The sequence below is a fragment of the Mycobacterium sp. E2989 genome, from assembly GCF_001667595.1.
GTDB lineage: Bacteria > Actinomycetota > Actinomycetes > Mycobacteriales > Mycobacteriaceae > Mycobacterium.
On sequence record NZ_LZJX01000104.1, the window covers coordinates 92,796 to 106,754 of the forward strand.

Annotated in this window: 14 protein-coding genes and 1 tRNA gene; 5 read left to right on the plus strand and 10 right to left on the minus strand. The window is 67.2% G+C overall.

Features of this window, described 5'->3' with window-relative positions:
• Nucleotides 1–137: 137 nt before the first annotated feature.
• Complete coding sequence (locus tag A5680_RS25390; protein WP_082459841.1) at nt 138–935, minus strand: hypothetical protein; 798 nt, start codon at nt 933–935, stop codon at nt 138–140.
• A 142-nt stretch (nt 936–1,077) separates the two neighbouring features.
• On the opposite strand from A5680_RS25390, the gene A5680_RS18000 reads away from it, so the two are divergent.
• Nucleotides 1,078–2,457 carry an amidohydrolase family protein gene (locus A5680_RS18000; RefSeq protein ID WP_197499806.1) on the plus strand — a complete coding sequence of 460 codons (1,380 nt, stop codon included), beginning with the start codon at nt 1,078–1,080 and terminating at the stop codon, nt 2,455–2,457.
• An 18-nt stretch (nt 2,458–2,475) separates the two neighbouring features.
• Here A5680_RS18000 and A5680_RS18005 read toward each other — a convergent pair whose 3' ends face one another.
• Nucleotides 2,476–3,300 (minus strand): SDR family oxidoreductase, encoded by an 825-nt coding sequence (locus A5680_RS18005; RefSeq protein WP_055403122.1) that lies wholly within the window; start codon nt 3,298–3,300, stop codon nt 2,476–2,478.
• Between the two features lie 55 nt (nt 3,301–3,355).
• On the opposite strand from A5680_RS18005, the gene A5680_RS18010 reads away from it, so the two are divergent.
• Complete coding sequence (locus tag A5680_RS18010) at nt 3,356–4,048, plus strand: demethylmenaquinone methyltransferase (protein WP_067821726.1); 693 nt, start codon at nt 3,356–3,358, stop codon at nt 4,046–4,048.
• A 7-nt stretch (nt 4,049–4,055) separates the two neighbouring features.
• On the opposite strand, the gene A5680_RS18015 is transcribed toward A5680_RS18010, so the two are convergent.
• The gene (locus tag A5680_RS18015; protein ID WP_067821729.1) at nt 4,056–4,409 is read right to left on the minus strand and encodes a DUF732 domain-containing protein; all 354 of its coding nucleotides are present in this window, start codon (nt 4,407–4,409) and stop codon (nt 4,056–4,058) included.
• A 64-nt stretch (nt 4,410–4,473) separates the two neighbouring features.
• The gene (gene menJ / locus A5680_RS18020; protein WP_067821731.1) at nt 4,474–5,700 is read right to left on the minus strand and encodes a menaquinone reductase; all 1,227 of its coding nucleotides are present in this window, start codon (nt 5,698–5,700) and stop codon (nt 4,474–4,476) included.
• Nucleotides 5,701–5,715: 15 nt separating this feature from the next.
• Between menJ and grcC1 the strand changes: the two genes are divergently transcribed.
• Together grcC1 and htpX are read left to right on the plus strand one after the other, a co-directional pair.
• Entirely contained in the window at nt 5,716–6,732 is a 1,017-nt protein-coding gene (gene grcC1, locus A5680_RS18025; protein ID WP_067821734.1) for a nonaprenyl/(2E,6E)-farnesyl/geranylgeranyl diphosphat synthase, read from the plus strand.
• A gap of 72 nt (nt 6,733–6,804) precedes the next feature.
• Nucleotides 6,805–7,659 (plus strand): zinc metalloprotease HtpX, encoded by an 855-nt coding sequence (gene htpX / locus A5680_RS18030; RefSeq protein WP_055403117.1) that lies wholly within the window; start codon nt 6,805–6,807, stop codon nt 7,657–7,659.
• A gap of 22 nt (nt 7,660–7,681) precedes the next feature.
• Here the strand turns inward: htpX and A5680_RS18035 are convergent, their stop codons facing one another.
• From A5680_RS18035 to A5680_RS18060, 6 genes are all read right to left on the minus strand, one after another.
• Nucleotides 7,682–9,235 (minus strand): SulP family inorganic anion transporter, encoded by a 1,554-nt coding sequence (locus A5680_RS18035; protein ID WP_067821737.1) that lies wholly within the window; start codon nt 9,233–9,235, stop codon nt 7,682–7,684.
• A gap of 246 nt (nt 9,236–9,481) precedes the next feature.
• A complete protein-coding gene (locus A5680_RS18040) occupies nt 9,482–10,507 on the minus strand; it encodes an NAD(P)H-dependent glycerol-3-phosphate dehydrogenase (protein WP_156349632.1) in 1,026 nt (341 codons plus the stop codon).
• A gap of 72 nt (nt 10,508–10,579) precedes the next feature.
• Complete coding sequence (locus A5680_RS18045) at nt 10,580–12,061, minus strand: NAD(P)/FAD-dependent oxidoreductase (RefSeq protein ID WP_067821739.1); 1,482 nt, start codon at nt 12,059–12,061, stop codon at nt 10,580–10,582.
• Nucleotides 12,062–12,131: 70 nt separating this feature from the next.
• Nucleotides 12,132–12,749 carry an RES family NAD+ phosphorylase gene (locus A5680_RS18050; RefSeq protein WP_067821741.1) on the minus strand — a complete coding sequence of 206 codons (618 nt, stop codon included), beginning with the start codon at nt 12,747–12,749 and terminating at the stop codon, nt 12,132–12,134.
• Entirely contained in the window at nt 12,743–13,249 is a 507-nt protein-coding gene (locus A5680_RS26075) for a hypothetical protein (RefSeq protein ID WP_067821744.1), read from the minus strand. The genes A5680_RS18050 and A5680_RS26075 overlap by 7 nt, the downstream gene beginning before the upstream one ends.
• A gap of 62 nt (nt 13,250–13,311) precedes the next feature.
• A complete protein-coding gene (locus A5680_RS18060) occupies nt 13,312–13,803 on the minus strand; it encodes a YajQ family cyclic di-GMP-binding protein (protein ID WP_055404229.1) in 492 nt (163 codons plus the stop codon).
• Between the two features lie 69 nt (nt 13,804–13,872).
• Between A5680_RS18060 and A5680_RS18065 the strand changes: the two genes are divergently transcribed.
• Nucleotides 13,873–13,956, plus strand: a tRNA-Tyr gene (locus tag A5680_RS18065).
• Nucleotides 13,957–13,959 lie beyond the last annotated feature (3 nt).

Sequence of the window (13,959 nt, forward strand, 5' to 3'; positions counted from 1 at the left end):
AGTCGTCGGTGGTGTGCTTCCACCACCGAGTCTCAGGGGCGCGAGAGCCCACCACATGCGTAGCCGACTACCTGTCTTTGCGTACAGATGACAGTTGAGCCTGCGCCTGGTGTCGAAGTCGCGACCCGAACAGCGCGTCAGTGGCTCAAGGTGAATTCAGCCTCTGTCGGGGCCTGCCAAATAAGTGTGTGGTCGGGGTCGTTAGGTGGGCGGCTCACGCAATTGTTGTGCCTAGGTTGCGCCCGCCGTCCCCACGAGTCGTCGCCCATCCAGGGCGGCAGGCCGAATGGAAGATCAACTGACGGGATCCGCTGGTAGTCAGCTTCTTCGAATGAATCGCCATAGTTGGGCAGTGTTGTGTCGCCGTCCTCGTCGGGCGTTATCACGCTGCGAAGTTCAGGGACGGACGCGCGCCACTTGTTGAGCAAAGTTGTGGTGTCATGGCTCGACGGGTGCGGCACTTGGAACGTTGGTACGTCCGGTTTCGTCGTCCATAGTTCAAGCGCTGCCGAGGCATTCGCGCCGAACGCGACAACGGCCTCAAGGCTGGGCCCAACAAGCATGTCATAGAACCGATTTCGCCAAGCGGTTTGTTGTGGGTCTGCCAGCACAGGCTTGGCTTCACCGACGTTTGAGGGATGCACTGCCACCGGGTAGGCGTTGACCAGAACGTAGGAGTGGGTCAGACCCAGCTTGGCCACAAATCCTTGGACGCGTTGACCGGCGTCGCCGACCAGGGTCCGTCCAACGATACGTTCGGTAGGTCCCGGGTCGGACCCGATACCGATCAATCGCGCGTCTCCGGTCAGACGGCCCCGGTAGAAAACCGGACCCCAGTCATACCAAAAGTATTTTCGGTATTCCTCGGCGATTTCCGGCAACTTTGCGAAGTGCTCGGCGAATGCCAATGGTGGGCCGCTGTCGAAGCTGATCATGTTTCCCCTCAGTCCTCGGTCGCATCAAGATCTAGTGCATCAGTTTCGTCCATTATCCGCCGAGGAGGCCCATTCCGGATTAAGACTGATTACGTCTTAGGTGGAGGAAGACATGACACAAACACGTAGATCCAATCTCTTCATGGACGCCTACCTGCAAGGCATGCCCGACGCGTTGGAGATCCCGGAGGCCCGGGGCTTGGACGGCCTCGATGTCCGCGGGTTCGCGCTACCCGATCAGGCTGTCGCAATCGGCGGAACGCTGATCACGCCCGACAACACCCAAGATGGCTGGATAACGGTGGCAGGCGGGGTGATTACCGACATCAGCACCAAACAGCCGGAGGGCGTATTTTCGTGCTTGCAGACGGACGGTGTAATTCTGCCCGGAATGCTAGATCTCCACGGCCATCCTGAGTTCAACGTCTTCGCTCCGTGGGAGCCGCCAAAGACCTACGTCAATAGGTACGCATGGCGGAGCAGTAAGCCATATCAGGAATTGATCCGGGAACCGCAGAACGATCTGCTCAGCACGTTGCCGACGGGTTATCAGCTGCGCTATGCGGAGATACGGGCCCTCGTCGGCGGCGTCACCGCGATCCAGGGCGCGAGCCTGAAGACACAAGGGTCCGAAGAGTCGATGGTTCGCAATGTCGACGGAACGATTTTCGGCGAGCATCGTGCGCGCGCGGTGATCGACCTCCCGTCAAGCCTCGACTCACCGCGCGGCGGCCCCGCTTTCAAGAAGATCCTCGAGTCGATCGATGCCGGCGAAGTAAACGCGCTGTACGTGCACCTGGCCGAGGGGCGAGCTGACAATCAGCGGTCGCAGGATGAGTTCGACCATTTAGTGAAGTTGGGTGGGCTGACCGCCGCGACCATCATCATTCACGGCACCGCATTGAGCCGCGAACAGTTCGAGCAGGCCCACGCGGTGGGAGCACGGCTGGTCTGGTCGCCGCAATCCAATCTGAGGCTCTACGACCAGACGACCCATGTCGCCGATGCTCTCGACATCGGCATGCCCGTGGCCCTCGGGGCGGACTGGCTTCCGAGCGGCTCGCAGAGCCTGCTCGCGGAAATGAAAGTCGCTCGTGAGGAGCTGAAAAACCAGAATCATCCGATGACGGCCAAAGAGTTGGTCACGATGGTCACCTCCGGGGCCGCGGGCGTCGCAGGGTTGGGAGATAAGCTGGGCCGCTTGGAGGTCGGGCGCGCTGCCGACCTGGTGGTTATGGCGCGTCAAGATCACGACCCATACGAGTCGATTTGCCAGTCGACCCCCGCGGAGGTGGAGCTGGTCATGATCGGCGGCGACGTTGTCTACGGTCAAGTAGGTTTTGTGACCGTACTATTCGGCCACGTCGACCAGGAATACGAAAGCGTTCGCGCCTGGGGGCGACAAATGCTTTTGGACACGAGGTACGCCATTCGACCGGGGAAAGACCGCGCCCCCAAACTGTCGGCCATTCGGCAGGCGCTGACGAACGTCTACCGACCCGTCGGACCCATTTGGGCTTGATTCTTTGCGACGCTCTGGCTACCCCTGCGCCAGCTCGGCGACGGGCTGCCATTCCTCCCAGGTACGCAGCCGGCTCTCGTAGTCCGCCTTGGCCGTCTCCAGCGGTGACGCGCCGAAAAACACTCGCAGCGGCGGCTTTTCGGCGTCGACCACCTTCAGCAGCGCCGCGGCCGATGCCTCAGGATTACCCGGGCTGGCCCACCGCTTGCTGCGCTCGGCCTGCACGGCGGCGCGAACCTCGTCGTACGCCGGCAGCGGGTCGGCGTGCTTGGCCGAATCCCCGGCCCAGTCGGTGTCGAAACCGCCCGGCTCGATCAGCGTGACGTGCACGCCGAACGGGGCGACCTCTTGCGCCAGCGCCTGCGAAAAGCCCTCCAGCGCCCACTTCGACGCGTGGTAGATGCCGACCAACGGGAACGCCGTGATGCCACCGATCGAGGACACCTGGATGATGTGGCCGCTGCCCTGATCGCGCAGGTATGGCAGCGCGGCCTGGGTGATCCACAGCGCCCCAAAGACGTTCGTCTCGATCTGATCGCGCGCGTCGCTCTCGGAGAGCTCCTCGACGAACCCGAACTGCCCGTAGCCGGCATTGTTCACAACGATGTCCAGACGCCCGAAGTGGTCGTGCGCCCGCTTGACCGCGGCGAAGTCGGCGTCCCGATCGGTGACGTCCAACCGGATCGGCAACAGCCTCTCGCCATATTGTTCGACCAAGTCGTCCAGCGATGCCGTGTTGCGCGCCGTCGCGGCCACCTTGTCGCCGCGCTCCAGCGCCGCTATTGCCCACGCCCGTCCGAAACCCCGCGATGTACCGGTGATAAACCAAACTTTTTCAGTCACGCACTGCTACAACGCCGATGTGGCCTTCTCATTCCCGGCAGGTAGCGTTTCCATCGTGAGTCGCGCGGCGTTGGACAAGGACCCCCGGGACGTCGCGTCGATGTTCGACGGCGTCGCCCGCCGGTATGACGTGACCAACACCGTGCTGTCGCTGGGCCAGGACCGCTACTGGCGGCAGGCCACCCGGTCGGCGCTGTCGATCGGACCGGGCCAGAAGGTGTTGGACCTGGCCGCGGGAACCGCGGTGTCCACCGTCGAACTGGAGAAGTCGGGGGCGTGGTGCGTGGCGGCCGATTTCTCGGTCGGCATGCTCGCGGCGGGCGCCGCCCGCAGGGTGCCGAAGGTGGCCGCCGACGCCACCCGGCTGCCGTTCGGCGACGGTGTATTCGACGCTGTCACAATCAGTTTCGGGCTGCGCAACGTCGTCGACCCGCAGGCGGCGCTGCGCGAGATGGCGCGCGTCACCCGGCCGGGGGGCCGGTTGGTGGTGTGCGAATTCTCCACGCCCACCAACGCGCTGTTCGCCACCGCCTACAAGGAGTACTTGATGCGGGCGCTGCCCCGGGTGGCGCGCGCGGTGTCCAGCAACCCCGACGCCTACGTCTACCTCGCGGAGTCGATCAGGGCATGGCCCGACCAGACGAGATTGGCGCACGACATTTCACGGGCCGGCTGGGCCGCGGTGCGATGGCGCAACCTGACCGGCGGCATCGTCGCCCTGCACGCGGCCTACAAGCCGCTGCGTTGAGAACTGCTTAGTGAGTGCCGGCGCGCTGCACGAACCCGATCTGGTCCGGGCAGTAGTGGTCGACAGCGGCGCCGAGGAACTGGAACGCCTGGCCCTGGGTGGTGCCGCGCGGCAGGTTGTGCTGAATGAAGTTCGCCGACTTGTACGGGTCACCGTCCACGCCGCGGCCGATGCGGTCGCAGGTGATCTTGCCCAGCCACGCGAGCTGATCCTGTGGCTGGTAGATGCCGAACCCGTTGACGGTGTTCTTGAACGGCGCGTCGTAGTCGTTGGACGGCGGCGGCGAGGCCAGCGCCGGCGCGGCCAGCGCAATGGCGGCGGCGGCCAGGCCGCCAATAGTAGCCAGCTTCGTTCCCTTCATTAGCCGGACTATACACCTCTCATCTGGGGCGCGGGGAAAAACAGCAGGCCGGACGGGGTAGGGCTCAGCTGAACGGCACCCGGCGATCGAGCAGCCGGGACAGCCGCCCGCCGCCCCGCCAGGCCCGTGCCACCCAGTCCGCGTCCTCGTCGGTCACCAGGTTGGCCATCACCCGCACGGCGATCGTCATCAGCCTGGGGGAGCGCATCGCGACGGGACCGGTCGCGGGTAGGAACCGCTGAAAGGTCAGCAGCAGGGCCAGCCGGCGCGCGACCGAGAACCCCCGGCCATAATGCTGTTGCAGCAGCGACGGCCACACGTGCGACAGGTCGCGACAGTCCAGCAGCTCGGCGGCCAGCCGGCCCGTCTCCATCCCATAGTCGATGCCCTCGCCGTTCAGCGGGTTGACGCAGGCCGCCGCGTCGCCGATCAGCATCCAGTTGGGCCCGGCCACCCCGGACACCGCGCCGCCCATCGGCAGCAGCGCCGACGACACGGCCCGCGGCGCCCCGGTAAAGCCCCACTCGTCCCGGCGCAGGTCGGTGTAGTAGTTGATCAGCGGTCGCAACGCCAGGTCGGCCGGCCGCTTGGACGTCGACAACGCCCCGACGCCGATGTTCACCTCGCCGTTGCCGAGCGGGAAGATCCAGCCGTACCCGGGCAGCACCGCACCGTCCGGGGAGCGCAGCTCCAGGTGCGACGTCAGCCACGGGTCGTCGGCGCGCGGGGTGGTCAGGTACCCGCGGGCGGCGACCCCGTACACCGTCTCCTGATGCCAACGCCGGCCCAGCTTGCGGCCCAGCGAGGACCGGGCCCCGTCGGCCACGATCAACTGCCGGCAACCCACCTCGGTGCCGTCGGCCAGCGTCAGCGACACCACCCGCCGGGACGAATCATGATGAACCGCAACCGCTTTCGTGCCGAGCATCATCCGCGCGCCGGACTCCTCGGCCACCTTGCGGATTCGGTCGTCCAGCTCGAGTCGGGCCACCGCGCTGCCGGTCGAGGGAAACGACGGGCCCGGCCAGCCGACCTCCACCTCGCCGCCGAACCCGCTCATCCGCAGGCCCCGGTGCCGGATTCGGTTGTCCAGCCAGTCGCCCAGGCCGAGGCGCTCGCACTCGGCGACCGCGCGCGGGGTCAACCCGTCCCCGCACGCCTTGTCGCGGGGGAAGCTGGCCGAATCGACGACCAGCACGTCGGTGCCCGCCCGCGCGGCCCACGCGGCGGCCGCCGAACCCGCGGGTCCGGCACCCACGACCACCACGTCGGCTCCGGTCAACACATCCACCAGTATGTTGGTCGCGTGAGGACTCCGGCGACGGTGGTGGCGGGCGTTGACTTCGGCGACGCCGCATTCGCGGCGACCGTGCGCGACGGCGTCGGGCGGGTCGAGCAGCTCATGGACACCGAGCTGCGCGGCGCCGACGACGTGATGATCGACTCGCTGACGCACCTGTTCAAGGCCGGGGGCAAGCGATTCCGCCCGCTGTTCACCGTGCTGTCCGCGCAGTTGGGGCCGAACCCCGACGCGCACGAGGTGACCATCGCGGGCGCGGTCATCGAGCTGGTGCACCTGGCCACGCTCTACCACGACGACGTGATGGACGAGGCCGAGGTGCGCCGGGGCGCGCCCACCGCGAACGTCCGCTGGGGCAACAACGTCGCGATCCTGGCCGGCGACTACCTGTTTGCCACCGCGTCGCGCCTGGTCTCGCGGCTGGGCCCGGAGGCGGTGCGGCTGATCGCCGAGACCTTCGCCCAACTGGTGACCGGGCAGATGCGGGAGACCCGCGGCCTGACGGGAGCCGCCGAGGGGGCGGACCCGATCGAGCACTACCTGAAGGTGGTGTACGAGAAAACCGCCTGCCTGATCGCCGCGGCGGGCCGGTTCGGGGCCATGTTCTCGGGCGCCGACGGCGAGCAGGTCGAGCGGCTCAGCCGCCTCGGCGGCATCGTCGGCACCGCCTTCCAGATCTCCGACGACATCATCGACATCGACAGCGACTCGCACGAGTCGGGCAAGCTGCCCGGCACCGACGTGCGCGAAGGCGTGCACACCCTGCCCATGCTCTACGCCCTGCGCGAAACCGGGCCCGACGCGGCGCGGCTGCGCGAGCTGCTGGCCGGGCCCATCGAGGACGACGACGCGGTGACCGAGGCGCTCGCGCTGTTGCGGGCCTCCCCGGGGATGGCGAAGGCCAAGGAAACGTTGGCCGGGTACGCCGCGCAGGCCCGCGACGAGCTGGCCCTTTTGCCCGACCTGCCCGGTCGGCGGGCGCTGCAGACGCTGGTCGACTACACCATCAGCCGGCACGGCTAGCGCGTCGGGGGAACCTTGGCCGCCGTTTCAGGCGTTCAATGAGCGATAGTTGATGCTCCAAGGAGGACACCGATGACCTGGCATCCCCATGCCAACTGGCTGAAGACCTTCGCCTTGTTGGTCGGTATGTCCGCGTTGATCGTGTTTGTGGGCTCGCTGTTCGGCAGGACGGCGATGTTCCTGGCGGTGCTGTTCGCCGTCGGGATGAACATCTACACGTACTACAACAGCGACAAGCTTGCGCTGCGGGCGATGCACGCGCAGCCGGTGTCGGAGCTGCAGGCGCCGGTGATGTACCGGATCGTGCGCGAGCTCGCCACCGCCGCGCACCAGCCGATGCCGCGGCTCTACATCAGCGACACCAACGCGCCCAACGCCTTCGCGACCGGGCGCAACCCACGCAACGCCGCGGTGTGTTGCACCACCGGCATTTTGGGGATCCTCAACGAGCGCGAGCTGCGCGCGGTGCTGGGACACGAGCTGTCGCACGTTTACAACCGCGACATCCTCATTTCGTGCATCGCCGGCGCGATGGCGTCGATCATCACCGCCCTGTCCTACATGGCGATGTTCCTCGGCGGCGACCGCGACGACGAGGGCAATCCCTTTGCGCTGCTGTTTGTTTCGCTGCTGGGCCCGATCGCGGCGACCGTGGTGCGGCTGGCGGTGTCCCGGTCCCGGGAGTATCAGGCGGACGAGTCGGGCGCGGCGTTGACCGGCGATCCGCTGGCCCTGGCGTCGGCCCTGCGCAAGATCTCCGGCGGTGTGCAGGCCGCCCCGCTGCCCCCGGAGCCGCAGCTGGCCAGCCAGGCGCACCTGATGATCGCCAACCCGTTCCGTGCGGGTGAGCGAATCGGCTCGCTGTTCTCGACGCACCCGCCGATCGAGGACCGCATCCGCCGGCTGGAGGCGATGGCGCGGGGTTGATATTGCCCGCGCTCACCCCCAATCACGCGGCCGCCTCGGGCCTTTCGGTTTCCACCAGCTCACCCTCGGCCTTGCGCGGCGAGTGACCCGTCTCGAGCGCGCCCTGGATGCGGACCGTGCCGCCGTTGGCCTCGTGCTGGCGTTGCCAGTCGCTGATCGTCTGGTGTGCCGCGTGATCCAGGTAGTGCACCGAAACATGCACGGTGACAACGGTTCCGGCCGGAATGGACGTCAGCACCCGCGTCAGGCGCGGGAGCGCCAGGAACGTGCACGCGGCGCCCTCGATGGTCACCTCCCACTCGTCGTCGACCGGCTTGGCCTCGACCTTGGCCCGGATCACCCGCCACCCGGTCAGCGCGATGGCCAGCGCGAGCCCGATCAGCACCCCGTGCAGCAGATTGAGGAAGACGACGCTGACGGCGGTGACGACGTACACGGCGAGATCGCCGTGCTTCGAGGCGGTTTCGATGTGGGCGGGCTTGAGCAGCTGGACGCCGATGACGATGAGCAGCCCGGCCAGCGCCGCCGTCGGGATCTCCTCGACCAACTCCGCGAACGGGACGGTGAACAGCAGGATCCACACGCCGTGCATGAATGCCGAGGCGCGCGATTTGGCGCCCGCGTTGACGTTGGTCGAGCTGCGGACGATTACGCCGGTGACCGGCAGCCCGCCGATCGCCCCCGACACGATGTTGGCCGCGCCCTGGCCCACCAGCTCACGGTTGAAGTCGGTGCGCGGCCCGTTGTGCATCCGGTCGACCGACACCGCCGACAGCAGGCTCTCGACGCTGGCGATCAGCGCGACGGTGATCACCCCGATGGCCACCGCGCCCCAGTTGTCGTGCGGAATGTCGGGCAGCTGCAGCGCATCCAGCGGCGAGCCGTCGAGATCGATCCGTCGCACGTGGAACGGGAAGACGACGGACACGAGCGTCACGACGACGATGGCGACCAGGGGGCCCGGGACCCGGCGCACCTTGGCCGGAACCCAGCGCCAGGCGACCAGGATGGCGATCACCAGCACGCCGAGGATGACCCCGGGCCGGTGCGAGTCGATGATCTGTCCCGGCAGCCCGATCAGGTTGTGCCAGGCCGTGCTCTTGGATTTCCCGCCCAGCAGCACGTGCGCTTGCTGCAGCGCGATCGTGATGCCGATGCCGGCCAGCATCGCGTGCACCACCACCGGCGAGATCGCCAGGGCCGCCCGCGCGACGCGGCTGAGCCCCAGCAGCACCTGCAGGACGCCGGCGGCCACGGTGATCAAACAGGTTACGCCCCAACCGAAGTCGGACACCAGGTCGGCCACGATCACCGTCAGCCCGGCCGCCGGCCCACTGACCTGTAGCGGCGACCCGCCGATCGCGCCGACCACGATCCCCCCGACGATCGCGGCGATCAGGCCGGCGAGCACCGGTGCGTTGGAAGCGATCGCGATCCCCAGCGACAGCGGGAGCGCGACCAGGAAGACGACGAGAGACGAGGGCAGGTCGTGGCGGATGATCGATCGCACCCGCTCTTTCCGCGAGTTGGTGCCCTGATCCTGAGGTTTATCGCCGAGCTTTTCGATGTTTCGCATCGGTCTCGTCCCTCGTTAGGAGTTAGCGGGGGATGCTCCGAGATCCGCCCCGTATTGCGTTGTATTACGTCGGCGTAACACCTTGGCGCACAGTAGGTTACGACCCGGCCGGACCCACAGGAACATGGCCGGGAACCCCTGGCTGCCTGATTGACGGTATTTTGCTGGCAAACCGAGGGTCAAGCGGACGGGCCGGGCCCATAGAGAATGCAAAGATTTGAATTTGGCCGGCGCCAGATGGCCAAGTCAGAAACCCGAGCCGTGCACCTCGTGTCCGGGCATCTCGACCATCAGGCCGCGGTAGGCGTCCTCGACCGTCGAACCGTGGTTGATCACCGCGTCGACTTCGCGGGCGATCGGCATGTTCAGGCCGAACTCGTTGGCGAACTCCATGATCACGCTGGCGGCTTTGACGCCCTCGGCGACCTGGTTCATCGAGGCGATGATCTCGTCGATCGGCTTGCCGGCGCCCAGTTGCTCGCCCACGTGGCGGTTGCGGCTGCGCTGGCTGGTGCACGTCACGATGAGGTCTCCCAGGCCGGCCAGGCCGGGGAAGGTATCGGGATTGCCGCCCACGGCCACACCCAGCTTCGTCATCTCGCGCAGCGCGCGGGCGATCACCAGCGCGCGGGTGTTCTCCCCGATCCCCAGCGAGTAGCCCATTCCCACCGAGATGGCATAGACGTTCTTCAGCGCCCCGGCCATCTCCACCCCGATGACGTCGTCGGTGGTGTACACCCGGAAGCGCCGGGTGCGAAACAGCCCGGACAGCCGGGTCGCCAGATGCTGGTCGGGCATGGCCAGCACCGCCGCGGCGGCGTAGCCCTCGCCGACCTCGCGGGCGATGTTCGGTCCCGCCAGGATGCCCGCCGGATGACCCGGCAAGACCTCCTCGATGATCTGCGACATCCGCATGTTGGTGCCCTGCTCGAGCCCCTTGACCAGCGACACCACCGGCACCCAGGGCCGCAGTTCCTTGGCCAGCTCGGTCAGCACCCCCCGGAACCCGTGTGAGGGCACGCCCATGACCACGACGTCGGCGCAGCTCGCCGCCTCGGCGAAGTCGGTGGTGGCGCGCAGGGTGTCGCTCAGCACCGCCTCGTCGCCGAGATAGCGGCTGTTGCGGTGATTCTCGTTGATGTCCTTGGCGGTCTCCTCCGAGCGCACCCATTGCAGCGTCGGCCCTCGTCGCGCGCAGATGGAGGCCACCGTGGTACCCCAGGAACCGCCACCGAGGACAACGACCTTGGGTTCGCGCATCTGTGCTGCCATGGCGATCAGCGTATTGCCGTCACCGGACATTTAGTAGGAGTTCACGAAGTTCCGCCGGCAGCCGCATGGCGCTCAGCCCGCCAGGGGTGCGCGCTCGGCGACCCGGCCGAACACCATGGCCTCCTCGATGCGGTCGAAGCGGTAGTCGATGGCGTCGGCGAGATAGTTCTGCCGCACGTTCCACGGCCGCTTGGTTCCCGATTTCGGCAGCGCATGCACCGACCGCAACACGTAGCCGGCGTTGATGTCCCAGGACGGCTTCTCGGCCATCGGCTCGTTGCCGCGATGCGGGTAGGCGTGCGTGTAGCCGTGAGCGGCCATGTGCGCCAGCAGCTTTGCCGTTGCCCGGGCGGTGATGTCGGCGCGCAGCGTCCACGATGCGTTCGTGTAGCCGACACACCAGAACAGGTTGGGCACGTCCTCGAGCATGTGTGCCTTGTAGACGAAGCGGTCGTTGGTCTTGATCTCGTTGCCGTCCAGGCTGATTGCCGTCCCGCCCAGCGCCTGCAGCTGCAGCCCGGTGGCGGTGACGATGATGTCGGCGTCGAGGCGTCCGCCGGACTTGAGCGCGATGCCGGTGGCGTCGAAGTGGTCGATGTGGTCGGTGACCACCTCGGCTCGGCCGGCGGCGATGGCGTTGTACAGGTCGGCGTCCGGGATCAGGCACATCCGCTGGTCCCACGGGTTGTAGCGCGGCTTGAAGTGGGTGTCGACGTCGTAGCCGTCGGGCAGGCTGCTGATCGCCTTGCGCCGCAGTAGCCAGCGCACGAGGCCCGGCGCCTTGCGGGACAGGGCGAAGAACACCGCTTCGGTCAGCGCGCTGTACATCCGCACCACCAGGTGAGCGGGCTTGCGCGGCAACACCTTACGGGCGACGGCCGCGACCTTGCCGTACTTGGACGCCGAGATGAGATACGTCGGCGAGCGTTGCAGCATGGTCACTTTGGCGGCCCGGTCCGACAGCGACGGCAGCAGCGTGACCGCGGTGGCCCCGCTGCCGATCACCACGACCTGCTTGCCGGTGTAGTCGAGGTCTTCGGGCCAGTGCTGCGGATGCACCACGGTGCCCCCGAACGCCTCGATGCCGGGGAAGTCGGGGGTGTAGCCCTCGTCGTAGTTGTAGTAGCCGCTGCCGAAGAACAGGAACCGGCCGCGGTACAGCTTCCGCGCGCCGTCCTGCTCGACGGTCACCGTCCAGGTGTCGGTGGACGAATCCCAGTCGGCCGAACGGACGTAGCTGTCGAACCGGATGTGGCGATCGATGCCGTACTTGCGCGCCGTGGCGGCCAGGTACTCGCGGATGTGGACGCCGTCGGCCACCCCCTCCTTGCGGGTCCACGGCTCGAACGGGAAGGACAGGGTGAAGATGCTGCTGTCCGAGCGAACCCCGGGGTAGCGGAACAGGTCCCACGTACCGCCGATTCGCGCGCGCCGCTCCAGGATCGTGTAGGTCAGCTGCGGGTTGCGCTCGCCGATCCGATAGGCCGCGTCGATGCCGGAGATGCCGGCGCCGACGATGATGACGTCGGAGTAATCGGCTTCGCTAGGGGTCATCGTGAACCTCGCTCACATCGTGGACTGGTCACCAGATTAGGCACCCACCGGTTGGCCGGGCCAGGAATCCCTATGCCGGCTCCATCAGCACGTCGACGTGCAGCGGCGCGCATCGGTCGATCAGCCAGAGCTGGTCGGCGGGGCTGGCGAAGATCCGCGCGTGCGTCGGATCCTGATCGAAGGCCGCAGCGCACCTGTCGCCGAAGAAGACGTAGGCCTTGGAGTCGTTGCACTGCCGCGACATCCACACCAGCCCGTCCAGCCCGGCGCCGTGCGCCGCTTCGGCCCAGCGCACGGTTGTGGCGTAGCTGGAGGCCGGGCTCGCCGTGAGCTCGGCGGCGGTCACCTTGAGGCGCCGGAGCCCGGTGCCGTGCAGCACGCCCAGGCGCACGGATCGGGTGACCTTGAGGCGGACCAGCACCTTGTCGGCGTATTGGTCGTAGGGCAGCAGCCCGCCCTCGGCCGGGATGTCGTGCAGCAGCGTCTCGGCGATGGCCGCGTCCTCGGTGTCGGCGGCGTACATGATCGGCACCACGGGGTCGCCGAAGAAGCCGAAGCGGGTGCGCGCGCCGATCCCGGGATTGAAGTCGGTGGCGGTGCGCGTCGCCGAGAGCACGCGGTGGAGCAGGTGGCCCGTCGGCAGGGTGGCGGTGGCCGGGTCGAACGGGTCGGGTGGTCGTTTCACCACGAAACGGCCATGGCCTCCGCGGCGACCGCGACGACGCGGTCCGGATCGGTGCCGAGGCGGTCGACGGGACGCTCGGAGTCCAGATAGGTGGTGGGGGAGCACAGCCACTGCACCAGGCCGGCCTCCGACCAGCCGCTGTCCTCGGCGACCTCGCGCAGCCGGGCGATGACCGGTAACGGCTTGCCGTCCGGGCCGAACTGGAACCCGGGGTAGGCCAGGTAGGTGCCGCGCCGCACCGCGACCAACGCCCCGTTGCGGTGCGCGGTGGTGGCCAGGTTGCGCGGCGCGCTGGACCGCGACCCCATCCGCTTGCCGGCGTCGGTGCTGCTCAGCATCCCGAACTCGTCCTCGATGCGGGCGTACAAATTCTGCTCGGCCTGCACCGCGCGCGCCACGGCGGGCTCGGTGTAGACCGCGACCGACGCCAGCGCGTCGCCCACGGCGCGGGCGCTCTCGCGCAGGCGCTCGTGCGCGGTGGCCAGCTCGGCGACGGTGGTCATGGGATTCGCTCCAAAGTTCGGTTCGTGCAGTTCATTCTACTGCACGAACCGAACGTATGGGGCTAGCGGTAGTTGACGAACTGCAGCGCGACGTCCAGGTCGGCCTGCTTGAGCAGCGCCTGGACGGCCTGCAGGTCGTCGCGCTTTTTGCTGCTGACGCGAATCTCGTCGCCCTGGATCTGGGTCTTGACGGATTTGGGACCCTCGTCGCGGATCAGCTTGGTGATCTTCTTGGCGTTCTCGCTGGTGATGCCCTGCTTGATGGTGCCGTTGACCTTGTAGGTCTTGCCGGACGCCTGTGGCTCGCCGGCGTCGAAGGCCTTCATCGAGATGTCGCGCCGGATCAGCTTCTCCTTGAAGACGTCGACGGCGGCCTTCACGCGCTCCTCGGTGGACGACGTCAGCTCGATCGCCTCGTCGCCCTTCCACGCGATGGTGGTGTCGGTGCCGCGGAAGTCGAAGCGAGTGGCCAGCTCCTTGGCGGCCTGGTTGAGTGCGTTGTCGACCTCTTGGCGCTCGACTTTGCTGACAATGTCGAACGATGAGTCCGCCATTCGATCCGTCCCTTCATCCGGTGATGGCCGTTTGTGCTTTGTCTACCCCCTCGTTGTAACCTGTCTGGCGGCAGGTTGCCCGAGCGGCCAATGGGAGCGGACTGTAAATCCGTCGCGAAAGCTTCACAGGTTCGAATCCTGTACCTGCCACCAAGG